The organism is Rhodococcus sp. DN22, from assembly GCF_036669995.1.
Lineage (GTDB): Bacteria > Actinomycetota > Actinomycetes > Mycobacteriales > Mycobacteriaceae > Rhodococcus_F > Rhodococcus_F erythropolis.
This window is the reverse complement of the sequence record NZ_CP133330.1, coordinates 53152-78049: the sequence shown is the minus strand read 5'-3', so window position 1 is coordinate 78049 and position 24898 is coordinate 53152. Positions and strand designations below refer to the sequence as shown.

Genomic DNA, 24898 nt, shown 5'->3' with positions numbered 1-24898 from the left:
CGAGCGTAATTTGCTAGCTACTCTTCCGGCAGGTCAGGTGGATCGAGCGGTAGACCACGCCGCTTACGAAAGGAGCGGATCAGGTCGTTGACGACCTCAAGATCGCCGCTGTCCAACCCCGCCAGCCGGAAGGCGACAGCATGGACATTCGTATCCGCCCGCAGTCGCGCGTAGTCGAGTTCTACCTTGGTTCGAGTGGCAGTTTCCTCGTCGAGGAAATAGCGGACATCCACCCCGAAGGCTGCGGCTATACCTGCTGCCGTCTTCAAACTGGGGGACTTCGCCCGACCAGTTCGAAGGTGGGATAGGTAGGTCTCACTGATGGGGTACCCCATCTCGGTAGAGCGGCGGGCCAGTTGTCCCAAGGTGTAACGCTTGCCGTCTGCATTTGGCACACCAGCGAAGAGCTGTTCGAGCCGCTCAGCGAACACGCTGGAATCTTCAGCAGGCTGCTCCATTGCGCACCGACTCCTCACCGTTTTTCGGGATCACGACATTTCGAGCACACACCTGTCGGGTTCCAGTGCTATCGTACTGCCGGACCATACGATAGTTATCGAAATGATGAGAACTTGCGTTACACAAGACGCCACACCCCCACAAGGACCGAGCATGGACCCTCAGACGAAATCATGGGCTCTCCCCGATTCCGCGGTTGCGCGCCTTGTCGTAGCCAGCCCTCACGGCCTCAGCATCCACCCCAAGTGCTTCAGCCAGAACAGCAGCACGCTCGTCGGTCAGACGCACTTCCGCCCGCTCCAGCGCCCCGATCGCTGTCGTACTGATGTTGGTGACGCGCCCGAGCTGCGGCTGAGTGAGGCCTGCAAGTATTCGGAGATCAGCGAGACTGCGAACGCCGTCCGGCACATCGACAAGGTCCGTGATTTCACATTTCAGCGCCTTTGCAACTTGCACGAGCGTGTCGATCCCAGGAGTTCGGCGCCCCTTCTCCCAGTCCGCGATAGCAGTCACGCTGACATCGGCGAATCGCGCAAGGTCGGGTCGGGACATTCCCAGCGATTCCCTGCGCTTCTTGAGAGCGTCAGGGACGAAGTTACGCAGGATTCGCCTGCTCACGCTTTGCCTTCGTCCACGGTTGTTCATTCTTCCAACCTAGTAACCGGAAGTCACAACGCGCGGAGTTCAATGGCGGGCACGATGCGCCCATTGGCTGCGCGGGTATAACGCGCTATACTAGGGGATGAAAACTCATGTGATTCATGTGGTTACCGAACGAAGTAGCTGAACGAAGTAACTGAACAAAGAAAACCCCAGGGCGTGACTCTGATTGGCGTCCGAACACTCCCCGGGGTCCCACTGCGGCATCACCCAGCTGGATGACTTCACAGGTCTTCGAGTCTAGGTGGCGTCGTTGAATACGCAACCACCCGGAGGCAACCATGGAAAAGATCTCCAGCCTTTCCATTGAATCTGATCCCCGCGGTTTAATTCCCGCCGGCATTTCCGATCGCCCGACCTCGGCTGAATACTTCGTCGTTGCCTCATATCGCGTTATCGAACCTGTGTCGTGCGCAGGCCGGGCCGTCGGTCACACATGTGTACCCGCCCTCGGGGTCGGCGCACGACTCTGCCCGGTCCGACATTCATTGATTCCTGCGGACTCCCTCGTTATGGCGCATTTTTCACGCTCCATCGAACTTCCCGGCGCTGTTGCGTCGGGATCGAAGGCCGCGTAACTCTCGCATTTTGTGCGGCCAAGCACGTCAAATGTTCCGTTAGTTGTTGAACCACAACAAGTTTGAAGGGATGCCATGAAGCAGTTCAAGAAACCACGGTCCGGTGGTCGTCATCGGTCACCGTCGACGGGTGCGGTCGCAGCCGTGACGTTGGCGGCGATGGTCGGAGCCGCCTTTGTCAATGCCGGAGTTGCGATCGCAGCGCCGACTCAGCCGGGCATTACCGCTCCGTCGCAGCCGGGCATTACGACGCCTCCGCCTGCGTCGGAGCAGCCGGGCATTACTACTGCCCCTGAGGTTCCTGCGCCGACGTCCGATCGTTCGTACTGGACTCCGCCTCCGGCTGAGTACGACAACATTCAGTGGAAGCCTTCGCCGTCGACGCAGCAGTCGTCCCCGAACAATGCAGGCGATAGCAGCGGGAACTACGTTGCGCCAGCGTATTACGGTGACCCGATCGACGTGGGGACACTCCATCTCCCGACCGAAGTCGAAATCATCGCGCCGATCGAAGCACCGCCCCAGATGTTGCAGCTGGGTGATTACGTCGGGCCGAAGCCCAATTGGATGTCCGACGAGTATCTCGAACGCACCAATAACACTGCATCTGTCGGTGTTTCACAGTTCGCGACATTCTGGTCCAGCGTCGGCGTCGACGTCGATCGTTCACAGCGTGTCTCGGCTGCAACCTTCGGCGGAGCCGCAGCAGGTGCCTTGGCTGCCGGAACCGCAGGGTTCACAGTGGGCGCTTTGGGTGGCGGCACAGTGGGCGGTTTGATCGGGGCCGGTATGGGCGGTCTGGTTCCGCTCCCGCCGCCACTGCCGGAAGCGACGACAGGCGTCGTCGGCACGGCGATCGGTGCCGGTGCAGGTGGATTGCTTCTCGGGATTCCCAGTGCCGTGGGCGGAGCTGTGGTGGGCGGATTGACGGCGGGAGCAATCGGGGCCGGTGACACCGATGCCGAGCCTCGCCACATCGACGTGCCGAATCTCCCTGAGCCGGACGCACCTGCGATCACCTCCCAGACCAGTGACGCGCTGGCGGCGCAGGCCCCGCAGATCGCGCAGGTTGTCACCGATGCTGTGGCGTCCGTTCCGCAGATCACGGAGAACGTCAACGCGCAGCTCACTACTGCACGTGAAGGTGTCCTCGCTCAGCCCGGTGGCGATCAGGTCATCGCCGCACTCGACAACGCGGCCGTCGAAGCGAATTACGCCTTCGGACCTACCGCCGATCTGATCGGCCAGGCCCTCGGCGCTGCTGCCGCCGGAGCGACCCCCGCGTAATCACTACCGCCGCCGGGGTCGGGGCTTCGGCCCCGGCGGTGTTAGTCGAAGTTCTTTTTCTTTGCACGAGAGGAAATATCGACATGTCAGGTCAGAACTGGTTTCCACCGTTGGACCCGACCGAGTTCGCCGACGAAGTGGACACGGGAGAGCAAACCCCAGACACCGACGTACATTTCGAGCCCGAGTCCGAAAACCCCGATGAGGAATCAGAACCCGACTCCCTACTCGACCATGCCGAAACTGCCACGAGCGAACCGGTTTCCACCGGCAACGCTCCTGCGGCAGACGAGACCGTTGTCGCTGCGGTGAGCCGGCCCACCCAACACCTCACTCCCACATTCGAACTCGCAGATGAGGACGAGACCGGACCGGCGACCGATCCGATGGCAGGTGAGCCCGTCGGTGTTGTCCGCACGCTCCCCGTCGTCACTCTCGCTGTCAGTGACCTCAATACACAACCGGATTGGGCATCGGAATGGGAGCTTCCAGCCGATCCGGAACCGACACCGACCACCCCGGATGCGGGGGAGCGGATCGGAATCCCCGAACCCCTCCCAGGATCCGACCGGGCGCGTGGCCGGAGCCGCCGCACGAAAGCCGCTGTAGGGGGAGCCGCTGCTGCCGTGCTGGCCGTCCTCGTCGGCGGTACCGCAATCGCGCTGGCCTCCGGTTCCGACGAACCGGACGCTCCAGCCTCCCTCGAAGTACCTGGAACCACTACGGCCCCGCCAGCGGCGGGGACGTCTGTCGCCGGGGCGCAGGCCGCCTCGTCCTGGTGCCCGAGCAGCGTCAAGGGTGACGTCATCAGCGGGAATGGACCTGGCGGTACCGGATCTGGCCCTGATGCGATCCTCGGATTTCAGCACGCCTTCTACGTCGATCGCAATGCGGACAAAGCGCGAGGCTTCGCCACTCCGGAAGCTGCGGCCACCCAACTGTCGACCTTGCAAGCCGGCATCGACGACGGCGTCCCGGTCGGCACCGAGCATTGCGTTTTGATCCGACCGTCCGGTCAGCCGGGTGTCTTCGCCGTAGAGATGGTCCAAAAAGCCGCGGACGGCGCGATCGTGCGATACGCGCAAACCATCAGCACGACCGTGCGTGACGGAAAGACGCTGATCGCGGCCATCAACGAGAGCGTAGGCACGCCGTGACGTGGGCAGGGGACTGGCTGGGCGGCGAGCCGACAGAAGACAACGAATCCGACGAGAAGCCGTCGGCAAAGGTCGACGACACCGCACCGCCGCTCGTGCCCGGGTCCGAGGCAGAAGCCCCGGTCGATGACGTGCCCGAGCCAGAAGATGCACTGATTCCGCTGGCACCGCCTTCTGCTGTGCTGATCGCCGGGGTTGCCGGTGGAGTCGGAGCCACCACGACAGCGGTCGGGCTGGCGAGTGCATTGCACACCGAACTCGTCACTGCGGCCGCCGTGGATACGACCCCCGCCGGTGGTGACCTGTCCGAGCGTGGCTGCGGGCGCGAGCTGAACCCCGGCCAATGGGTCTCCGAGCACGGGGTGCTGTGGGGTCGCCGCACGCTCGGGGAACTGAGCGGCGACGCTGCGGCGCTCGCGTCCGTTCACTCACTCCTGACCGCGTCCGGTCATTTTCCGATCTACGACGCCGGAAACCCTTTGCGTGCACAGCATCTCGCTCCGCTCCTGGCCGATGCGTCGGTCGTGATCGTCCTGGTGGTGTCCAGTCGCGGCGACTCCGTGAACCGTCTTCCCTCCGTCCTGGAATGGATCGAGAGCACCCTCGGCGCACACACGTTGGCATCGGTCGTCGTGGCCGTCGTCGAGGTCCGTCCCGGTTCGACGCCGGTGGCCGATCACCTCAGTGCCCATATGGCGGGCCGGATCGGAGCGGTGCGCCTGATCGGTCACGACCGGTCGTTGGCCGCAGGAGGACCGATCGCGACCTCGGCGATGGGCAGCGGTGTCGAGCAGGACTTCACCGCTCTCGCCGCCGACGTACGAAACCTCGGTGCAGCCGCGCCGACGCAGTGAACAAACACATCCGAAGGGAAATCCGCATGAGATATGCGAAAGGGATCACCACAGCGGTGACGGCCACGGTCGTCCTCGCACTGGCAGGAACCAGTCTGGCGAACGCCGCACCCACCTCAGGCGACTCCGCACCGATGCCCTGCACCGCTCTGGGAGTCTTCGGTGTTCAGGGGACCAACCAGTCCGCTCCGGATGCCGACCCCACCATCGACAGCGGCTTCCTCGGCATGTCGGTGATGGTGCCCTTGCTCCAGTCCGCTGCCGGTGAGGTCTCACGGATGCTCGTCCCGTACGCCGCCGACTTCGGTTGGCGGGGAGCGACGTACGAGCAGTCGATGACCGAGGGGGTCGACAAGACCAGCCAAGCGATCTCCGATTACGCCGATCGGTGCCCCTCGTCGATGATCGCGGTGACCGGATATTCGCAAGGCGCGCAGATAGCGGACACCGTCATCCGCAATATCGGCAGCGGCAAAGGCCCGATCACAGCGGACAAGCTCGCCGCCGGTGCATTGTTCTCGTCCCCGAATCGCCCGCAAGGTGCCAGTACCTTCCCCGGCGGCTCGTCCGGGCAGAGTTCACCGACACCGCCCAAGGGCGTTGCCACCTCTGCCTTGTCGGATCTGACGGTGACCACCCCGACCCCTGCTGACGGCGGCGGCATAGCCCCGAACTACGCCGCCTCGTCCGGGTACGGCTCTGTTGCCGGCCGTGTCGCTTCGTTCTGCACCGACGGCGACCTCGCATGCGCGACACCACAAGATGCGACGCTGGCCCGCACGGTCACCAATATCGCTGGGCAGCTGCACCTCGAGCAGCAGGATCCGCAGAAAACTCTGGTCGACCTCGCGGGCGCATTGGGTGGGGCGACAATTCGTACCGCCGCCGACGTCGTCAACGACGACATCAACTTCTCAGGCGGCCGGTTCACCGTGCAGTCGTCCGGAAAGACCATCCTCGGGCGCCTGTCCACGAATTCCGATCCGCGCTCCGCCACTCCGGACGCGGACGCCGATGTCATCCGGGCAGTCATCAAAACCGGTGTCATGGGATTGCAAGCGGGCATCGCGGTCGCGAAGAAAGTCCTCACACTGGACACGATCGGCGCCCTCGCAACCGTCGGCATGGCCAATCCCCCTGCTGCACTGGGCATCTTGGCAGCGAAAGTCGGGGATGCGGCAATGAGTTTGTTCCCGCCGTCCACCGGCACCCAGATCCAGAAGTACATCTACAACGAAGTCCAGCGCGGCATTTCCGACAACAAGGACCTGCTGAAGATGGCAACGCAGGTCAAGTACTGGGACACGGCCCGCAACCACGGCACCTACGACTCGATTCCAGTGGGAGGACAGGGGCAGACCCCGGCGAAGTTCACCGTCGAGTGGTTCTCCACCCTCGCGAAAGAACTCTCGTCCGGATCCACGTCGGCCGGGGCGAGCACCACGAAAACAGCCGGGGCGACGACTCGTCCGAGCGGGACGCCCTCTGCGGCCCCCTCGTCGTCGACGCCGCTGACCAGCTCGGTGTCCGCCACGACCTCGGCGGTTTCTCCTGAAATCGTCGGGCCGGGCGGCGCGTTCGCGCCTGCCCAGATCCCGACTCCCACTCGGGCGCCTGCCGCCGCACCGCCCGCGCAGTGATCGGTCGGCGGCGCACGGAACTCCTCTGCTGCGCCGCCGCCCAGCAAACCCCGGGACGCATCGGGCGTTCCACTGAAAACCGAAGGGACCATCTCGTGTCAGATGACAGCAGCAGCGGAGGCGTCGGCGGTGCCATCGTCGTTGTCGGTGCCGCAGCCGTCGCGTTCCTTCTGATGATCATGGCCGTGGTGGTCGTTCTCGTTTCCGAGGACGAAGAGTGCGCTCCCGTCGTAAACGGGGGCGGGCAGGTTGCCGCTGCTGGTTCGCTGGTCAAGCCCACCAAGTCGTCCGAAACAACGGACACCTCTCCGTTCGGGCCGCGATGGGGCACCGAACACAAAGGTCTCGACCGTGCGGGTCCGGTCGGTACCCCGATCTACGCGTTCACCGACGGCCGTGTTCGGGAAGCCGGTCCCGCGGAGGGCTTCGGGAACTGGATCATCGTCGATCACGAAATCGAGGGTCACGTATACAGCTCGGTGTACGGGCACATGTTCGACGACGGTGTGATGGTCCGTGCCGGAGAGCAGGTCCGTGGCGGTCAGCAGATCGGGGCGATCGGCAATGCCGGCGGCTCGACTGGGCCGCACCTTCATTTCGAGGTGTGGGACGGGGGTCGTCTACCCGACGGCGCCGGTACCGCGGTGGATCCAGGGCCGTGGATCGACAAGGCCGCCGAGCCCGGCGAGGCTCCCGCTGCGCCGGCACCGACTTCCCCGGGCTCGGGTGATGCGGGTGATGAAGGTTCCGGGTTCGGAGGTTTGGACGGCCGACAGTTGGCGATCGCGAAGCAGATCGTCGCGGTCGGTGAAGTCATGGGCATTCCAGATCGCGGTGTCGTCGTCGCGCTCGCAACCGCAAGCCAGGAATCCGGCTTTCGCATGTACGCCAACGACGGCACCGATCCTCGCCTCGAAGCCGATCAGAAGGACGTGGGCCGATCCCTGGACTTCCCGCACGATGCTGTCGGACGAGATCACGGCTCCGTCAATCAGTTTCAGCAGCAGTACCCGTGGTGGGGAACGCTCGAAGAACTGATGAACTCGGCTACTGCATCACGCAAATTCTACGAAGCGTTGGCCAAGCAGAGCGGGTGGGAATCGCTACCGATCACCGTCGCAGCACAGAATGTTCAGGGATCGCTGTACCCGGACGCGTACGCCGACGACGAGCCGATCGCCACCACGTTGGCGGCCAAGTTCAAGGGCGCCGGGGCGAACATGTCCGAAGCCGACCTCGCATCCATCGCAGCTGGTGGAGCCATCGCCGTCGCCGACGGCGGCAGCGCTGCCTGCAACGATCAGCAGCCCGCACCCGGTAGCGGCGGCGGCGAGGGTCCGGCCAGCGAGTTCGGACGAGCCATCATCCTGGCTGCCTCGCGCTGGATCGGTACCCCGTACGTCTGGGGCGGTGGCGACACGAACGGCCCCACCGGCGGCGGATTCGACTGCTCAGGTCTGACGCTGTATGCGGTCTACCAGGCATCCGGCGGACGAATCAGCCTGCCGCACTTCACCGGATCGACCGCAGATCCCGGACAGCTCTACGACTCACGCGGCGCAGAAGTCCCCGTCGACCAGAAACAACCCGGCGACCTGATCTTCTTCGGCCCCGCCTCGAACACGCACCACGTCGGCATCTACTACGGCCTCGAGAACGGCGAAGAAATGTTGCTTCACGCTCCGACCGAAGGCCAGACCGTCACCATCGCTCCGTTGTCAGGGATGTCGGGAGAACAAATGCACGTCCGCCGCTTCGGCGCATCACAACCGCAACCGCAGGAGGCACGATGACAAACCGGACTGACCGCAGACCGATGAGGTTGACCGCATTCGCAGCCATGACCGTCGCTGTTCTCGCACTTGTCGGATGCGGCCGCAGCAATGACCACGACCACCCGATGGATGAGGGCGGCCCCACCCAATCCTTGACTGTTCCCGCCGATCCAACTCTGCCGGAACCGTTTTCCTCGGTCGATCAAAGCGATCCGGAAGCCGTGATGGTCGCGGCCGCGCAAGCTCTGTTCTCGTACACCCCCGGGGCGGACACCAACCAGATCGACGCCGCGAACCGGGCAGCACCGTTGCTCGACGAGCGGTACTACACCGACAACGCGTCGTCCTTCATTGCTTTGGCACCGATCACCGGTCGCCAATGGGAGTCCTGGCGTGAGCGCAGCGCGGTGGCCACGGCCACGGCGACGGTGACCGCCGACAATCACCCCGAGGACAAGCCCGCAAAGGTCTCACGAGTCGTGGCAGTGACGGTGACCGCCGTCGATGCCGGCGGCCGGGAGATTGATCGTGTTCCGTTCGCGGCGTACATGACCGCCACCAAGCTCGGTGTGTGGCGCGTGAGCGCGGTGATGGTCCGATGACCAGCGCATATGCCGATGTTCCGCGTCGCGGTGCTCCGATGCCGAGCGGTCCACGCATCGCGGGGGCTGTGATGCCCGGGACCGATGAATCCGCTCCGATCTGGGAAGGACCGATCGAACGTGAGGCTCTGACCCCCGCCCGGCCGCTTGTCTGGTTTCTCGGAGCTACCGGAGGGGCCGGAGTCTCCTCGCTGACGCGTTCTCTCGCGTACGCGGGGGACTGCCAGCGCGGCTGGCCCGGATACATCGGTGATCTACCGGGCGCGGACTCGCCGCTGGTGGTGCTCGTTTTTCGCACGACGATGCACGGCGTAGAGCGTGCTCATTCACTGCTTCTGCAACACGCCGCCGGTGGCACGCCGGAAGGAACACACATCCTCGGCGTCGTGTCCGTCGCCGACAGTGATCGCCCACTGTCCAAGCCGGTCCGGAACCGTCTGGCCGTCGTCGAGTCGCTGGCGCGCTCGCTGGCCGGTCGCTGCTGGGACGTGCCGTGGCTCGAACCTTGGCGGGTCATGCCTCCTCGTGAGCTTCCCGAGTGGTCTCCGTCCTCGACGTTGCCGGCCGACAAGAAAGCGGCGCGTGACCCGACGAGATACCCCGTCGCCCCGGTGATCGCTCTCCACGACCAGATCCGAGTCGCAGCAGCAGCCCGGGTGAAGGAAATCAGTTCTTCCGCAACATAACTCGAAAGGCACCTTCTCATGAACGCACTCCACACCATCAACACCTACATCCTCGCTCAGCAGCCCGCGCCCTTCCCCTCGCCGGGACAGGGCGGGGACGTGATCGACGTTCAGATGACCACTCCGCCGTCAGGCGACAAGTTTCAGATCCTGCTCGGCGTCGGCCTGTGGGCGGCAACAGCTTTCCTGATCGGACTGGGAATGATGGCCGGCGTCAAGTTCGCCCAGTCGTTCGCCGACGGCACCGCCGGACGCGGCGAAAAGATGATGGTGGTCGGTGTCGCCGTCGGCGCGATCATCACGTCCTCCGCCGCCTCGTACGTCACCTGGTTCATGGAGTGAGTACTTCGATACTGGCCGCAGGCGGCGGCATCAAGATGCCCGGCGAAGACGTCCTGGTCCCGCTCGGGCAGATGCTCGGGGTGTTCCTGTGGTTCGTCGCAGCCGGTCTGATCGTCGCCGCGATGCGCGCCGGTGTCGAAGTCGCGCACCGCTTCGACGACGGCGAAGTCACCGGCCCCGGAATCCGGCGGTTGATCTCGATCGCCATCGGCGCCATCGTCACCGCCTCCGCAATCACGTGGGCGGGATGGCTCCTCATCTAGCCCGTCTCGATTCCACTACTCACTTTGCGAAAAAAGAAGGAAATCATGGCAATTCACCGTTACCGCCTCGTCGGCGCCCTCGCGGCCGCAGCTCTCGCGCTGTCGGTGGCCACCGCGTGCGGATCGTCGGAGGAGGACCCCGGAACCGGCACCGCCGCGGCGGTCGACACCAGCGCAGCGCCGCAGCAGGTGACGTGGGAGAGCTACCGCGGTGTCGCTGTCCCTGTCTCCGCTGTCGACGGACCGACGAGCGTTTCGGCGAAGATCCCGTTCGGATACAGCCGAACACCCCAAGGGGCGGTGATGGCCGCCATTCAGGGCCAGAGCCGTCTCGCACTCGCACCGGACGAGACCTGGGCGCAGACCGCACAACTGCTGACCGCCCCTGGCCGGGGCCGTGACGCGTACGCCGTGGCGCGGGTGATGACCTCCATCACCACCGAAGCCGATCCTGCTCAGACAGCCCAGTTCGCCGGATTCCGCATCGAGGACTACAGCCCCGACGAAGCCGTGGTGTGGCTGGCCACACGGATGCCGGACGCTGCGCTGTCTGCGTCGCCGACCTCGCTGATCTGGCAAAACGGCGATTGGAAGATCACTCTCCCTGATCCGCAGCCCGAGACCTCCGAAGCTGCGCCCACCGATCCAGTGCCGTTGACCTCGCTCGACGGATACACCGCCTTCTCCTACGCCGACTGATCTTCCCCCGACTTTCAGGAGCCACCCGTGAGTAACCGCACCGAACCCCGCGAGACCACAGAAGGATCGCGCCTTCGCCGCACCGGCGAGTGGTTGGCGACCAGCCGCACGACCGGGATCGCCGCTGCCGTGTTCTGCGCGCTTCTCGCGGTGGTCGTGGCCGTCGCCGTGGTCATCGCCGTCACCCGCGACGACGATTCCGCCGGCGCCGGCGCCCCCACTGCCACCCAGCCGCCCGCGACGGCACCAGCAAAACCCGACAGCGGCACTGCATTCGGCGTTCCGTCGGCGGATCTGTTCGGCCGCGTGATCGCCAACCCCGTCAACCCGCGTGGTCAGGCGTTGCCGCAGTCGTCGGCAGATCGCCCCTCGTTCAAGGAAGGTGACCCGGTCCCCGCTCCGGAGGGGTTGATGTGGCAGCAAGTCGGTCCGTTCATCCTGCCGTTCTCGACCTCCGACGGTCCCACTCGAGTAGATGGCCCATTGGCCACGGGTTTCGCTCGCACCCCTCAGGGCGCTGCGCTCGCTGCCTGGCAGATCAGCATGCGGACGGTCATCGACCAGGAATCACTCGATGCGGTCTTCGACAACCAGATCGAACCCTCGACACGGGGGAACAAGGCGTCGTGGGCGCCGAAGAAGTGGATCGACTGGAGCCAGTTGCCCCCTCAGTACATCCCGGCGGCATTCAAGATTTCCGGTTGGAGCGCTGACAACTCGTTCGCAGTCGTGGAGGTCGCGGCCCGCGACAAGATTCCGGGCTCCTGGTTCACCACTCGCTTCGAGGTCGTCTGGCAGGACGGTGATTGGAAGATCCGTCGCCCTTCCACCCAGCTTCCGCCGCAGACGATCACTTCGCTGACGGGGTGGACCCAATGGTGAAGCGTCTGTCTGCGATCGCGGCTCTGCTCCTGGCCGTGCTGGTCTTCGGGCCGGTCGCGCTCGGGCATGCCCAGCCCCCGGCAGATGATCCGGGCACTTCGGAAACCGGACAACCGCCGGCTGACGACGACATGTATGCCGGTTGCCGCGACGTCGGTGATTCCGTACCGGTCGTCGGTGGGTTCCTCGAGCGGTTCTGCGACTTGGGCACTGCTGTGGCCAATCCACAGGACGCGGCCGGCGAGTTCGCCGACGGGATGTGGAAATCGGGCGTCGGCAAGGCCGCCGAAGTGTTCCTCGACGGTTGGAAAAAGGGCATCACTTTCATGCTGACGTGGTGGATGACCAACTCGGTCACCGGCGCGGTCGGAAACAGTGACACCGAGAACACAGTCTGGCAAGTGCACCAATTCTTGCGAATATTCCAGATAGCGGCGTTCATGATCTCGGTCGGGATCTCCGCACTCAAACTCGCCTGGGCCAAATCACGTCTGGCACAGCAACATGCCGAAGAAACGGCAATGATGTTGACCCGCACAGTGTTCGCGTCCTGGACTCTGGTTCCGCTCATCCTCGCCGGTGACGAACTCTCCCGAGCAGCGGGTGTGTGGCTGGTTCAAGCGATGGTCGGAGAGAACATCGACGAAGCAGCGAACAAACTCCTCGCCGTCGCCGAAGTCGGCCCTCTCCTAGGCCCGGGCTTGATCTTCGTCTTCGCAATCTTGGGCATCGTCGGAACCGCCGTGCAAGCGGTGTTCATCATGATGCAGATCGCGATGCTGCGCCTCGTCCTCGGATGGGCACCGATCGCGGCCGCCGCATCAGGAATCGGCAGTGCCGGAATGCAGGCCTGGACCAAGCTACGAAATTGGGCGGTGGTGTTCGCGCTGTTCCCGTTCGTCGCTTCCAGCGTGTACGGGATCGCTTTCCTCTCGGCCGCCGGTGCTACCGACGCACAAGGTGTCTTCGCCGGAATGATCCTGCTGACACTCTCGTGCCTGACGATGCCGGCGTTGGCGAGACTGATCGTTCCGGCGATGGGTTCGATGGCCGGCGGCAACGGCGGCGCGGTGCTGGGCGGCATGCTCGCCGCGACCGGCGCGAGTATGGGCGCTTCGATGATCCAGTCGATGTCCTCCTCGGCTGAACAGGATTCCGGGTCCTCCTCGTCGTCGAGCGTTCAAGGCGGCCCGAGTACCGAACCGACCGGCTCCAGCACGCCCTCATCGGGATCGAGCTCACCGGCGCCCTCGGGCGGTGGCACAGAAGCCGCATCGAGCGGTCCGTCCGGAGCAGCGACCGCGAGCGGTTCGTCCGGAGCAGCGTCCGGCGGCGCGTCCGGAGCAGCATCCGGCGGTGCAGCTTCCGGCGCGGCCGCGGCCGCTGGTCCGGTCGGCGCGGCCGTCGCCGTCGGGCAGGAAGTCTCCGACCGGATCGGCAGCGCTATGGGCGCCGTCGCATCGACGATCGGCGACAGCGCCTCCGGAGCAAGTGGGGGAGCGGACGTTCCGGACGAGCCGCAAGGTGGGCGGTCCGGATGAGCGCACACCGCACCGCACCGTTTGACCTCATTGATTCCATCCTCAAGGAGCAGCTATGAGCACCGAAGCACCGGCCCGCCCCAACACCTACGGCGGTCTTCACGAAGCCCCTTCGACGTACCTGTTCGGTGTGTCGAAGAAAATGTTCTACGTCTTCGCCTCGGGCATCGTGGCCGGCATCGTTGCACTGCTCGCCGGGTTCTTCATCTCCGGAGCGGTGATCCTCGGCGTAGTGGTGCTGACCTGGGCGCCGCTCGCTGCACGCATCGGCGGCAAGTCAGGGTACGAATTCGCCACTGAACTCACCGGGTGGAGCAAGCAACGTCGGCGCGGCCAGCACATCCTGCGCGCTGGTTCTCTCTCGAACGCGCCCGGAGGCCGAACCCGAGTCCCGGGAATCGGCGCTCCGATCGAAATGTGGTGGGGAATCGACAAACTGGGCCGACGATTCGGAATGAGTCACCTACCGAAACTGCATCAGTACACGATCAGGCTGCGTTGCTCTGTGCCCGGATACAAGGGTGTCGAACAGGGTCAGGTCGACCTCGACGTCGCCAACTGGGGTGAGTTCATCAACCTCAGCGGACAGACGCCGGACATCGAAGCGATCGCCACCATCATCGAAACCCTCCCGGAGACAGGCGCGCGGCAAGACGCGGAAATCACGCGACTGTGCAAACCCGGCACCTCTGAACTCGCACAAGCGGTGGTCCGCGAATCGGGCACCGGCGTACGTCACGGAATCCAGCTGCACACCCACATGGCGCTCACCTTCACCGCGAACACGGAAGCCAAACGCAAGGATCCGATGGCGATGATTGCCGATCTGGCAGAACGTCTTCCGTCGATCTGCGCGAACCTCGGCACATTCCGCGTGACCGCTGTCCCGATGTCCGATCACGAAATCTCCGCAGTCGTGCGCCGCGCATACGATCCCCGCCCGGTTGTCGAAGCAGAGGTGGAATCGTCACTGCGCAGCGGAGAGATGTACGTCGACTGGCTCGATGCCGGCCCGATGACGGCCGAGGAAACCAAAAACACCTACTTCCACGAAGGCGCGGCCTCGAGGACCTGGGTGATGAACGCACCCCCGTCCGGTGCCCGCAACGAACGGATTCTCAAAGCACTTCTCGAAGGTCACGGCGACGTCCCGCGCAAGCGCGTGACACTGATTCACCGGCCGATGTCCCCGGCCGACGCCGTGAACGCAGTCGAGAGCGGCTACGTCTACGCAGTCGGTGAACGCAATGCCCAACGCGGTATCGGGTCGGTCCGCGCAGACCTCAAGGTCAAGGCAGCAGACCGTACTCGCGTCGAGGTCGGCAACGGTGCCGGCGCGACAGCGGTCTCGCTGATCGTCACCGCGTCGGCAAGTACCGAAGCCCAGCTCGACATCCAGGCCGACACGATCGAATCCCTGGTCGCCGGGTGCTCGACGAAAGTACGGCCCGCATGGCGATACCAGGCAGCGGCATTTCTCTCGGGCGTCGGAGTCGGGGTCTATCTCCAAGACCACGCAACGACGGCGAAAACCTTGCAGGCCTGAACCGGCCGACCACCACCGAGAAGGAGAAAACGATGAGTTTGATGTTGCGCCGCCGGATCGCAGACCTGACCGGCACGTACGAACCCGGACGCAAGAAGCAGAATGCTTCCCTACGCGATCCGATGGCAGCGGCACGCAAACGCCGCCAGGCAGAGGAAAAACAACGCATCGCAGACGAGAAGGCAGCAGCGAAAGCCGCCGAACTCGCACGCGACCCTTCCCGAACCGAACCGAAATGGCGCCGCGCCCCCAAACTCACCGACCGCGGTTTCGCCGGCCACGGCGGCGGCAAGATGGGCGTCGTACCCAAGCCGCCGGAGTTCCGCGGCACCAGTGTGCAGGCATGTGGGCTCTCCCCGTGGGTCGTAGGCAGCACCTATCCAATGGTCGGAACCCCGCTCGGGAAAGATCCCGACGGCATCTCGTTCCACTACGACCCGATCACCGCCACCTACCGTTCACGCCGACAGAACACCCCCAGCGTGTTCATGCTCGCCCTCCCAAGTAACGGCAAGTCCACGGTGGGCCGCAAACTCGTCAGCGGCGCCGTCGCCCAAGGTCACATCCCGTTCGTGTTCGCCGACACCAAACCCGACTTCACCAAGGAAATCGAAATCATCTGCGGCGATCGCGGCAAGATCGTGCGTCTGGGACACGGCGAGGGGTACCTCAACCCGCTCGCGATCGGTGCTCTCGGGTCGGTGATTCCGCTGCTCGCGGACTTCCCCGACTTGCAGAAGAAAGTGATCAAACAGGTTCACCAACGCCGCAAGCGAGTGATGCAGTCACTGTGCGAAATCGAGCGCGGAACAGCGCTGACACAGGCCGAACGCAACATCATCACCGCGGCGCTGCGCCTACTCGAAAAGGACCCCCGTTTCGGATACGACAACCCGCCGCTGATCTCCGATCTGCTCACGTTGATCGAGAACCCGCCGGAAGAGTTGATGCGCAAGGCGTACACCCGCGACAAGGACAAGTACCTCGCCAAGGTCGAATCCCTCCTCGAGACATTGTCCGCGCTGCTCGACGGCGATCTCGGTGAGGTGTTCTCCCAGCAGACGACCACCCCGATCGACTTCACCGGCGAGGATCGACCGACCGGTGTGTGCGTGGACATTTCAGCGCTCAGCCACGGTGACACCAAGCTCGAAGCTGCGGTGATGGCCGCATGCTGGGAGGACGGCTTCGGCGCCATCGAAGCCGCACACGTCCTCGCCGATTGCGGACTTCGCGACCGGTTGCTCTTCCTGGCAGTGCTCGACGAATTCTGGCGAGTCCTCGCCGGCCCTGGAATGGTCAGCCGCGTCGACGCCCTCACCCGCCTGACCCGCACCGTCGGAACGGCGCTGGTGATGATCACCCACACCGTCAAGGACCTCGAATCGCTCGAAATGGACTTCGACATCATGAAAGCCAAGGGCTTCATCGAACGCGCCGGAGCGTTGATCGTGGGAGCCCTGACCTCGGACGAGATGGACAAACTCGACTCCATCATTCCGTTCACCCGCGCAGACAAGGCATGGGTCTCCGCGCTGTCGTCCCCAGCCGGCTACGACGCCCAACTCGAAAAGCCAGGACCGCCCCCAGGCCGAGGGTTTTTCCTGCTCAAACAGGGCACCGAACGCATTCCGGGGCACCGTTTCGAGACCGTCCTGACCCCCACGGAACTGAAATACCAGTGGCACGACACCGACAGTCGGTTCGTCGACGCCACCGATGCCGGATACGCGGCACAGACAGCGAAGGACAATGCGGCATGAGCGGCAAACGCAGCACCCGCGGCAACCGCTACGGAGCAGAGGTGCGCAGTGCCACAGTAATTTTGGTCGACAAGCTGCGCCCTCAGTATCCGTCTCTGTGGGCGACCATCGAGCGTGTCTCCGCCGATACCGGGATCCACACCTCCACCGTGCGGGCATGGTGGCGGCAGCGGGAAGGCGCGGACGCCGTGAAACCGCAACCGTGCGCACCGGATTCCGAAATACATTCCCTCCGCGTCGAACTCGAAGCGCTACGCGAAGTGAACCGTGGACTGATCGCCGCGAACAGAGGCCTGTAAATGACGCATATCTTCCTTTACAGCACCGCCACCGAAGTCGGTGAGCCGTCGGCCGCATTGCAGAGTGCGGTACAGAAGATGCACGACCTGGTCGCCGACCTCGAAACGAAACACCGATTCGTTGCAGTACAAGGCCATTCACACACCGTCATCCCCGCTCGAGTAACGGGAACATCGTTGACAAGCAGGCCACGGCCCGGTTACGCCGTCACGTTGACCACCGTCGTCGAGATACCGACGGACAACACGTAGATCCGAAAGTTGGTAGTAAACACCATGTTTCGACGAATACTCACTTCCCCCGCCAGTGCCGCCGTCGACAGTAACGGAGATCAGTCATGAGTAAGGGTTCTGTGCGTGATCCCAGTCAAGGTGACGTGGCGTTCGAGGTGCTCGGTGTGTGCGCCGGGATCGCGGTTGCCGGCGTCGTCGGCGCCTCCGTCGCGATGCAGTTCGGCACCGAGCAGGATGTTCCGGTCAATCCGATGGCGATGGTCGCGGGCCTGATCAAGGGCGATCTCGTGTGGGAGTCCGGTGCGAGCGTAGTGGCGATTGCCTTTGCCTTGACGTTGATCGTGCTGGTCGCAGTGGGCATGTGGTTGTTGATCCTGCGCAAGCGGGACAGCACCCGCGTCGACGAGCTGGCCAAGTACATGGGCCGCGGTCGCGACATCGCTTCGTTGACGGAACAGGCATGCCGGGCGAAAGCCGAATCCTTGCAGGTGAGGCTCCGTCCCGACGACGTTGTCGGCATCCAGCTCGGGTACCTGTTGCTGCCGAGCAAGCCGGTGTTCGGGTCGGCCCCGATGTTGCGCGGCAGCTGGGAGGACCTGCACGTCGATATTTGGGGTCCTCGCACCGGTAAGTCGACCAGTCGCGTCATCCCCGCAGTTCTCGATGCTCCCGGCGCAGTCCTGACGACGTCGAACAAGCGTGATGTCGTCGACGCGACCCGCGACGTTCGAGCGGCAATGGGCTCGCAAGTCTGGGTGTTCGATCCGCAGCGGGTCGCCAATGAGGAACCGAGCTGGTGGTGGAATCCGCTCACGTGGGTGACCGACGAAGTCAGGGCCGCCGACCTGGCCGATCATTTCGCCTCCGGTGACGACGGACTCGAAGCGAAGACAGACGCATTCTTCGATCCGGAAGGAAAGGACCTGTTGGCGGCACTGTTCCTGGCTGCGGCACTCGATCGCCGCCCGATCACACAGGCATATACGTGGGTCACGGACGTGCAGAACCAGGAAGCGGTGAAGATCCTTCGCCAACATGGGTACGGATTGCAGGCCGACGGCCTGGCCGGGCAGTACAACGCACCCGACAAACAACGCGGCGGTGTGTTCGGTACTGCCAAGAAGATGATCCGCTCGCTCAAGATCAGGACGATTCATCCCTGGGTGACGTCGGACGGTTCGTCCGATCCGCGGCCGCATTTCGATCCTCGTGAATTCGTTCGTTCCGGAGGCACGCTCTACAGCCTTTCCCGCGAGGGCAACGGTTCTGCCGGCCCACTGGTGACGGCGTTGACCGTCGCCGTGATCGACGCAGCCGAAGAAATCGCCACCACCTCACCGAAGGGACGTCTGCCTGTTCCTCTCGTCGCTCCTCTCGACGAGGTCGCCAACGTCGTGCGCTGGTCCAAACTGCCGAGCCTCTACAGCCACTACGGTTCACGCGGAATCATCATCATGGCGATCTTGCAGTCCTGGTCACAGGGTGTGGAGGTGTGGGGCGAACGCGGGATGAAAAAACTGTGGTCGGCGGCGAACGTCAAGGTCTACGGCGGCGGTGTCGCCGTCGATGACGGGGTGTTCCTTCGGGACATGTCCACCGCGATCGGTGACCATTGGGAGATCACAGGGTCGGTCACAGCCTCCTCGCAAGGCCGATCCACCTCCAAGCAGCGCACCAAAGTTCGTACGTTCACCGAATCCGAACTCGAAGCACTGCCGCGTGGCCGAGCGATCGTACGTTCCTCCGGTAACCGGCCTGTGATCGTACGGACGGCGCCGTGGATGGCCGGCCCGCACGCCGACCGGATCAGAGCGTCAATCGAAGCCCACGATCCGGCAGCCCCGGCGACGTTGGCGGAAGCAGAAGAAGGCCTGTCCGAATGGCTCAAGCCAGACCACGCGGGAGCTGCGCGTGAGGCGGTGTCGCTGTGAACGCGCCGTTCGAGCCGCCACCGGAGGACGATTTCGATCCGGGTGAGGCTGACTATCTGCCGCCGGAAGATGCGCACTATCCACCCCCATCCGCGTACACGCCCCTCAGCGGAGGAGATGAACCGAACGTCGAAGCGCCGCTGAGCGAGAACCTCGAGGCGATGGTCGGCAAGGCAGTTCTCAAACGCATCCAGAAGGAAGCCGACGCGATCGCCGAAGCGAAGTGGGCGGAAATCCTCACTCCAGAGCTGTACGCGCGACTCGAAGCCGCGGCGGCGGCCCGGTTGCTGGCGCAGCTCGAGATTTCACTCGCCAATCCGGAACCGGAGCCGGAGCCGGAGCAGTCGGCAGAACCGGAACTGGTGTTCGGATCGGTAGAGGAGTTCGTGCGCGAACGCATCGCCCCTGTCTATCGGCGTGAGGTGATCGAGGGGACGTCAAGGAACTGGTGCACGCAGTGGTGGAAACACGCCGAAGCTATCTCCCGGTTGGAAGCCCTGTGGCGCGCATGGGAGCGTCTGCGCCTGGATCCCTCGACCGGGATGAGTGTGTGGTGGCGCGATCACGCCGACCACCACATGGCACAGCTTTTCGATCCAGAGGGCACGTTCAAAGCGTGCTCGGTCCGCAGCGGTCATGCCGGCGGCGACTTCGCGATCGTGCCCTTGCCGACTGAACCCGCACCGTCGTCGATGTTCCCCGACATGCGTCTCTCCCCCGAATCCGCGCCCACAGCGGCGTCACCCCACAAGGAAGGCAACAACTGATGTCAGAGCACGACGAAATCGGTGAGGTCAATCAAGAGCTCACGCGCATGTTCCGAGTCGGTTTGCAGTCTGCGTCCCGTCTCGCAGAGCAGATGGGCCGCGCACGGGAGAAGCAGATCCGCGACGCCGAAGCCAAAAGCGTGCAGGCGGCCCGTGAACTGCGTGAGCGGCTCGTCGCCGAGCGCAGTGCGATCGAGGCGCAGCTACGTCCGGTGATGACGGACCGCTGGTGGGAGGACGCTACCCACGCGCAGATCGCCGACAGCTGGCAGCAGGCCCGCGGCTGGCAGGACCACTCGCAGCCCGCGGCCGACGCCGCAGATCGCATCCGCAAGGAAGTCCAGACCCGGTACGGAATAGATGCGGGCGCCCCCGGGATCGACCCGCGAGAAATCGCTAATCTGCTCCAGGCCGCTGAAGAAGCCAAGCGGGCCGCTGCCGCGGAACAGGAACTCGCCGAACGCGAGAACGTGAAGGCTTCCGAGCTGATGGCCGAAGCCGATCGGCTCGACAAGACGGCGACAGAGGCCGAAGGTACTCCGGCCGAAGCTGAAATCGTCGAAGACGCAGACGCTCATCGGGCGTCCGCGGAAGCCGAGTACGACTCGGCTGAACGGCGCGATGCCCTCGCCGCCGACATGAACGCCGGAGGAGTGGACAAGGAAACGATCGAGGCCCGGATGACGGCCGACCTCGACCAGGCCGAGCATCCCCGAGGAGCGGTGCAGACCGGGACTGGTAAACCGCCGGTTGCCAGGAAAGGGCGCCCGAGCAAGGGCCGCAGCCAAGAACGCCAACACACCGGCCGATAGCCGGGCTGGTCCCGCGCCCACAATGCTGGTCTACCTCATCGGGCGAAGGTGATCCGGGGCGATCGCGGCCGTAGTTCAATGGTCGTGCCGCGAAGCGTCCGTGGTGGCGAGCGGGTCGATCCTCGCGGGATGTTTTTTGCTCCGACATGAACTGTGCTGCGGTCGGTCACAAGGATGGTCTGGACTAAAGAGTTTTCAACGCGATCTGTGGTAATTGAGGATGCGATTGTGGCCGTCGAGCGCGATGTCTCGACAGCCACAATCGGCTGGTGTGTTGCTCGGATTACTCGGTATTGCCGAATGCCAGCCAGAATCGCGCTCGCAACTGATGGCGAATGCGTTCGTCGAGGTCGTCTACTTGCATTGCGTCAGAGACATCACGAAGCAATGCGCGGTCGATCTCCGGCGGGATCGACGGTCTGGCGAGTTCGAGGTCTACAAGCTTTTCTTGGGTGGTGCTGTTTCGGAAAGACTCGAGAACGCTTGCGACAACTTTGTCGATGATCGTGTCTTGGGTGAGGTCACCATCGACGAAGTTGGGAGCAATCCATGCTTGATGGCCTGTGGATCCGCTGTAGGCAGGTATAGCTTTGGCGGGTTGGGTCACCTTGCGTGGTGCTGTCGTGGCGCCTCTTGTTCCTCGTGCGAGGTCCATCGGGGTCGGGCAGGGTTGCCGTTCCGGCGTGGCCGCAACTGACGCGTCCGTCATAGCCGTTTGCGGTTGTCGGTCAACTTTCATCACCGCACTATCGACGACCGAGCCGTCGATGGTGTCGATCTCATCGGCGGCTCTGACGAGATGACGGCTCACCCCGTGGGGAGCTCCGCTCTTGGTGGGAACTGCGAGGAGCACGACCTGGACACCGTGAACCTGTGCTTCTTCGACAGCTTCGGTGAGGTCGTCGTCCCCGGAGACGAGAAAGAATATGTCCGACGCGTTGTTGCGGGCGTGGGTAACGAGGTCGAGACCGATGCGTAAGTCGACGCCCTTCTGTTCTCCATTGACTCCGAATCGCCCGAGTCGCAGTTTGACCCTGGACAGTTCGCCAATGCGTTCTTGTCGTGCGTCGGGTACACCGTGTCGAGCTGAGTCGTACCAGTGCACTCGCAGTAGTGGTAGGCCAGAACGAATTTCGGCTTCGCTTATCAGCGAAGCGATGATCGAGGCGTAGTCGACGTGTATGCCGCTTCGCAGTGAAGTGCCGGTGACGCGGGTGGCTGCTGATGCCAGTAGGTAACCCGTGTCTACGTAGAGGGAGCAAGTGGAACGCATAGTGGCTGGCTCCTGAGTCAGAGTTTCGGCTGTTGGGGCGTTCGTGTGCTTCGGTGCGGGTCCTGTCTTACCTCGGGATGGTTGGGCGATGGATCGGTTGGTCGGTGAGCTGGATCCGTGTAGTGGGGCTTGCGGGTGGCGCATGGGCAGCCGATCACAGCGTCCTCGACCGCGCGCATGAACAACTCGATCTTGGTACCAGCGAGTCGGCCGTCGTCGCGATACTTTCGACGTGCGCGGGTCAGATGCGTTGCCACGGTTGTCGGCGCGAGAAAGAATCTGCGAGCGAGTTCAGGTTGTGTCAACCCCGACACGTAACCCGCGACGATGCGTTTCTCGGTCGGGGACAGGCGTGTCGTTGCCGGCGCGGGACGCGGGAGAAGGGTGCGCAGCGCGGTGGCCAGTTCCTCTCGACTAGACCGTAGGTCTACTGCGATGGCTTCGGCCGAGGTGCCCGGACAGTGCTGCGGTTCGGCCAACGCGGATACGACCTTCGGGCCGTGTTGGCCGGCAGTGTGTTTGTAGCGCAACAAATCTGCCGAGGAAACGAAGAGCAGGATTTCGGTGGGCAGTCGAGGCGCGGCAAGCTCGGAGATCGCTGCGCGGTACCCGAGCGAACGTACGAGAGCGGTGATCGCTTCGCCGAGTACAGACGGGGGGCTGATGACGGTGACGTCCAAGGCCCGAGTGGTGTGGGTCGTGCGCATGGTTGGCCTTTCGGATGTTGTGCGGTCCGGCAATTTGTCTGCGCATGCCAGGTATGTACACAGAAGTCACCGATCCCCCAAGCGCTTCGCGGATCCCTGTGTGTGAGGTTCGGATGTTGGTGATCACTACGAGAGCCGAACAGGACTGAGCCCGAACCTGGTCGAGATCGAAGCCTTCGCATGCATTCCCTGACGTAGACCGCACGGCAGCGCGCTGCGCGTGGGTTCGGCAACTCTTCAGCCTGTCGGATGCATATGGTGTTGTCGTTCAACAGGTTCGGTGGCGCCCCACATCATCTAGGTGCGCCACCGAACTGAGCTGCCCTTAGTGGCACCTCGCCTGTTCAACCGTGAGCGGTGACGCCGGGCCGGGATCTTCCGTCAGGGCAGCAAAATGTACGCCATGTTGGCGACATCTTTAACGGTGCGGGTGGACCACTTGTTGTATCCGGCGGCACCGTTCATCTCGGTGATCGTGATGTAGAGCCCGTCGGCGCGGCGGGTAATGGACTCCACCCAGGCGACGTGGCCGTAGGTGCGGTCGGCGCCCTGCACCCCGGGCTGGAACACCACGATCGAGCGGGGCTGGGCGTCGGCGACGACGGTCCAGCCGGTGGCCCGCGCCGAGTTCGCCCAGTCCTTCGCGTTTCCGTTCAAGGCCGGGTAGTGACGGCTACCGGACGCGGTGAACCATTTGTTGTAGGCGCCCCAGGTGCAGTTGCCGGCGGCTCCGGTGTTGGTGCCACGGGTCTGCCCCGTCGTACGGCCGGGGGTGGAGGCTTGCGGTGCCGGGCCGCAGGCTGGGACGACGGGATTGTTGGATCCGGTTTCGAGCATGGCGTCAGTGACGTAGCCACCGGTGTCGAGACGGTTCCAGATGTTCGTACTGACCCGGTAGGGGCCACCGCTGAATGTTTCCCCGCGTACGAAACAAGTGATGGAGACGCGCGTGCGGTTCGCAATGGTGCGCAGGATCTGACTTTGTGTGGTGGCCGCGGCGCGGACGTTGATGTTGCCGGCGCCGGTGTTGACGGTCACCGTTCGGGCGTCGGCGTGCGCGGGCTGGATGCTGGCGAACGCGATGCCGGCAACAGCGGTGAACAGTGCGATCAGCAGGATCGCCGAGCGCACGGCTCGGTTGGTGTGGTGAAAACGGGTGCGCTCTCGGTGGGTAGTGACATACATGGGGTTGACCTTTCGGGTCCAGGGTCCACAGTATGGGTGGCTGTCCTGGTGTTCACCGATCCCCCGAGTCCATCGAAGTGAGCGGATGGCGTCCTTCAGGTTGGGTGCGCTGACAGCCTATGTGTGGGTAAGAGATGTGTTCTCGGGTTTTGTGTGCGGGACGTCCGGGAGGCGCCCCATTCCTTACTCTCAGCGTGTCTACGGTCATGGCAGGCGTGGTGGTTGAAGACAAACAGGCAAATGTGGCCAGGGACAGCGGGCCGAAGAGCTGGGCGAGTTCGTATTCTTAACCTGCCGGATCGGTGGCCAGCGGCGAGATGCCGGTACCAGGCACCTCCGATACACGGCGATCGGGGTCGAAGAGCGGCGACCAAAACACCGAATCTACGACAGCGCGAACAGATTCGGCGAGCGACCGGAGGTCATCTGATGTCGATGACACTGCGGATGGCCCGTTTTCGGCCGCAGTGACCCGCGCGGATCGCCGATCGCCGCGATACGCAAGATCGGCACTCGCCATTGAGAAGTTCGATCATCTCCTGCCGAGCAGTTCAACCACACTGGTCGGCAACTTCCAGGTGCAGCTGCCTTGGATGATAATGCGAGTCAGTAAGGTGTCGTCGCATATGCCTATGCCCGCGACCCATCACGTTTAGCGCAACCTCCTGGCCACAACTGTGACCGCGTCATCGTGTCGACGGGGTCTACATCCTGCAGATTCGGGCCGGGGTAGTCCCCAGCTCTTGTGGGGGATCGGTGGGGTACGTACGCTCCCGATCGGAAGACTCGACATAAATACCTCTGCTGTTGTTGGGGCTTTGCCTGCTGTTGCTGCTGTCGGGGTTTCCGCGCGGATCCGGTTCACCGAGTGGGCGGCAGCATCCGTCCCGACCACTCTTTCGGACTGGAGCGGGGAACGATTGAGTGGTCGCGGTGTGGGAGTCAGTCGTCCGGGA

At 63.9% G+C, this 24898-nt stretch carries 24 protein-coding genes; 19 read left to right on the top strand and 5 right to left on the bottom strand.

Going from position 1 to position 24898, the window contains the following annotated elements; translation table 11 throughout:
* Positions 1-17 precede the first annotated feature (17 nt).
* Positions 18-458 carry a helix-turn-helix domain-containing protein gene (locus tag RA302_RS34060; protein WP_099698588.1) on the bottom strand — a complete coding sequence of 147 codons (441 nt, stop codon included), beginning with the start codon at positions 456-458 and terminating at the stop codon, positions 18-20.
* Between the two features lie 172 nt (positions 459-630).
* Positions 631-1077 (bottom strand): helix-turn-helix transcriptional regulator, encoded by a 447-nt coding sequence (locus RA302_RS34055; protein ID WP_099698589.1) that lies wholly within the window; start codon positions 1075-1077, stop codon positions 631-633.
* 695 nt (positions 1078-1772) lie between these two features.
* On the opposite strand from RA302_RS34055, the gene RA302_RS34050 reads away from it, so the two are divergent.
* The 19 genes from RA302_RS34050 (at position 1773) to RA302_RS33960 (ending at position 20777) form a co-directional block, all read left to right on the top strand.
* The gene (locus RA302_RS34050; protein WP_338481293.1) at positions 1773-2984 is read left to right on the top strand and encodes an insoluble domain protein; all 1212 of its coding nucleotides are present in this window, start codon (positions 1773-1775) and stop codon (positions 2982-2984) included.
* 83 nt (positions 2985-3067) lie between these two features.
* Positions 3068-4141 (top strand): hypothetical protein, encoded by a 1074-nt coding sequence (locus RA302_RS34045; protein WP_338481292.1) that lies wholly within the window; start codon positions 3068-3070, stop codon positions 4139-4141.
* Positions 4138-4995 (top strand): hypothetical protein, encoded by an 858-nt coding sequence (locus RA302_RS34040; RefSeq protein WP_338481291.1) that lies wholly within the window; start codon positions 4138-4140, stop codon positions 4993-4995. The genes RA302_RS34045 and RA302_RS34040 overlap by 4 nt, the downstream gene beginning before the upstream one ends.
* A gap of 26 nt (positions 4996-5021) precedes the next feature.
* Complete coding sequence (locus tag RA302_RS34035) at positions 5022-6635, top strand: cutinase family protein (protein ID WP_338481290.1); 1614 nt, start codon at positions 5022-5024, stop codon at positions 6633-6635.
* A 95-nt stretch (positions 6636-6730) separates the two neighbouring features.
* Positions 6731-8428: a peptidoglycan DD-metalloendopeptidase family protein gene (locus RA302_RS34030; protein ID WP_099698593.1), complete on the top strand. Its 1698-nt coding sequence runs from the start codon at positions 6731-6733 to the stop codon at positions 8426-8428.
* Entirely contained in the window at positions 8425-9012 is a 588-nt protein-coding gene (locus tag RA302_RS34025; RefSeq protein ID WP_338481288.1) for a hypothetical protein, read from the top strand. The genes RA302_RS34030 and RA302_RS34025 overlap by 4 nt, the downstream gene beginning before the upstream one ends.
* On the top strand, positions 9009-9698 hold the full coding sequence (locus RA302_RS34020; protein ID WP_143542712.1) for a hypothetical protein: 690 nt from the start codon (positions 9009-9011) through the stop codon (positions 9696-9698). The genes RA302_RS34025 and RA302_RS34020 overlap by 4 nt, the downstream gene beginning before the upstream one ends.
* Positions 9699-9716: 18 nt before the next feature.
* Entirely contained in the window at positions 9717-10040 is a 324-nt protein-coding gene (locus RA302_RS34015) for a hypothetical protein (protein ID WP_019750045.1), read from the top strand.
* Positions 10037-10303: a hypothetical protein gene (locus RA302_RS34010; RefSeq protein WP_019750044.1), complete on the top strand. Its 267-nt coding sequence runs from the start codon at positions 10037-10039 to the stop codon at positions 10301-10303. Before RA302_RS34015 ends, RA302_RS34010 begins: the two co-directional genes overlap by 4 nt.
* Positions 10304-10348: 45 nt before the next feature.
* Complete coding sequence (locus RA302_RS34005; protein ID WP_099698908.1) at positions 10349-11002, top strand: hypothetical protein; 654 nt, start codon at positions 10349-10351, stop codon at positions 11000-11002.
* Between the two features lie 27 nt (positions 11003-11029).
* Positions 11030-11884 carry a hypothetical protein gene (locus tag RA302_RS34000; RefSeq protein ID WP_338481286.1) on the top strand — a complete coding sequence of 285 codons (855 nt, stop codon included), beginning with the start codon at positions 11030-11032 and terminating at the stop codon, positions 11882-11884.
* Entirely contained in the window at positions 11878-13425 is a 1548-nt protein-coding gene (locus RA302_RS33995; protein ID WP_019750041.1) for a hypothetical protein, read from the top strand. Before RA302_RS34000 ends, RA302_RS33995 begins: the two co-directional genes overlap by 7 nt.
* Before the next feature lie 55 nt (positions 13426-13480).
* Positions 13481-14971: an SCO6880 family protein gene (locus tag RA302_RS33990; RefSeq protein ID WP_019750040.1), complete on the top strand. Its 1491-nt coding sequence runs from the start codon at positions 13481-13483 to the stop codon at positions 14969-14971.
* A gap of 32 nt (positions 14972-15003) precedes the next feature.
* The gene (locus RA302_RS33985; RefSeq protein WP_021334567.1) at positions 15004-16734 is read left to right on the top strand and encodes a hypothetical protein; all 1731 of its coding nucleotides are present in this window, start codon (positions 15004-15006) and stop codon (positions 16732-16734) included.
* On the top strand, positions 16731-17033 hold the full coding sequence (locus RA302_RS33980; RefSeq protein ID WP_019750038.1) for a hypothetical protein: 303 nt from the start codon (positions 16731-16733) through the stop codon (positions 17031-17033). Before RA302_RS33985 ends, RA302_RS33980 begins: the two co-directional genes overlap by 4 nt.
* Positions 17034-17285 carry a hypothetical protein gene (locus RA302_RS33975; RefSeq protein ID WP_020971509.1) on the top strand — a complete coding sequence of 84 codons (252 nt, stop codon included), beginning with the start codon at positions 17034-17036 and terminating at the stop codon, positions 17283-17285. It abuts the gene before it with no gap.
* Positions 17286-17371: 86 nt separating this feature from the next.
* Entirely contained in the window at positions 17372-19198 is a 1827-nt protein-coding gene (locus RA302_RS33970) for a TraM recognition domain-containing protein (protein WP_338481351.1), read from the top strand.
* Positions 19195-19965 carry a DUF4913 domain-containing protein gene (locus tag RA302_RS33965; RefSeq protein ID WP_338481350.1) on the top strand — a complete coding sequence of 257 codons (771 nt, stop codon included), beginning with the start codon at positions 19195-19197 and terminating at the stop codon, positions 19963-19965. Before RA302_RS33970 ends, RA302_RS33965 begins: the two co-directional genes overlap by 4 nt.
* Entirely contained in the window at positions 19965-20777 is an 813-nt protein-coding gene (locus tag RA302_RS33960) for a hypothetical protein (protein ID WP_338481349.1), read from the top strand. The genes RA302_RS33965 and RA302_RS33960 overlap by 1 nt, the downstream gene beginning before the upstream one ends.
* A gap of 283 nt (positions 20778-21060) precedes the next feature.
* On the opposite strand, the gene RA302_RS33955 is transcribed toward RA302_RS33960, so the two are convergent.
* The 3 genes from RA302_RS33955 to RA302_RS33945 all read right to left on the bottom strand — a co-directional run bounded on the left by RA302_RS33955 (position 21061) and on the right by RA302_RS33945 (position 23942).
* The gene (locus RA302_RS33955; RefSeq protein ID WP_338481348.1) at positions 21061-22050 is read right to left on the bottom strand and encodes an NYN domain-containing protein; all 990 of its coding nucleotides are present in this window, start codon (positions 22048-22050) and stop codon (positions 21061-21063) included.
* 17 nt (positions 22051-22067) lie between these two features.
* Positions 22068-22757, bottom strand: coding sequence for a sigma factor-like helix-turn-helix DNA-binding protein (locus RA302_RS33950; protein WP_099698915.1), 690 nt, complete (start codon positions 22755-22757; stop codon positions 22068-22070).
* A 381-nt stretch (positions 22758-23138) separates the two neighbouring features.
* The gene (locus RA302_RS33945) at positions 23139-23942 is read right to left on the bottom strand and encodes a CHAP domain-containing protein (RefSeq protein ID WP_099698916.1); all 804 of its coding nucleotides are present in this window, start codon (positions 23940-23942) and stop codon (positions 23139-23141) included.
* Positions 23943-24898 lie beyond the last annotated feature (956 nt).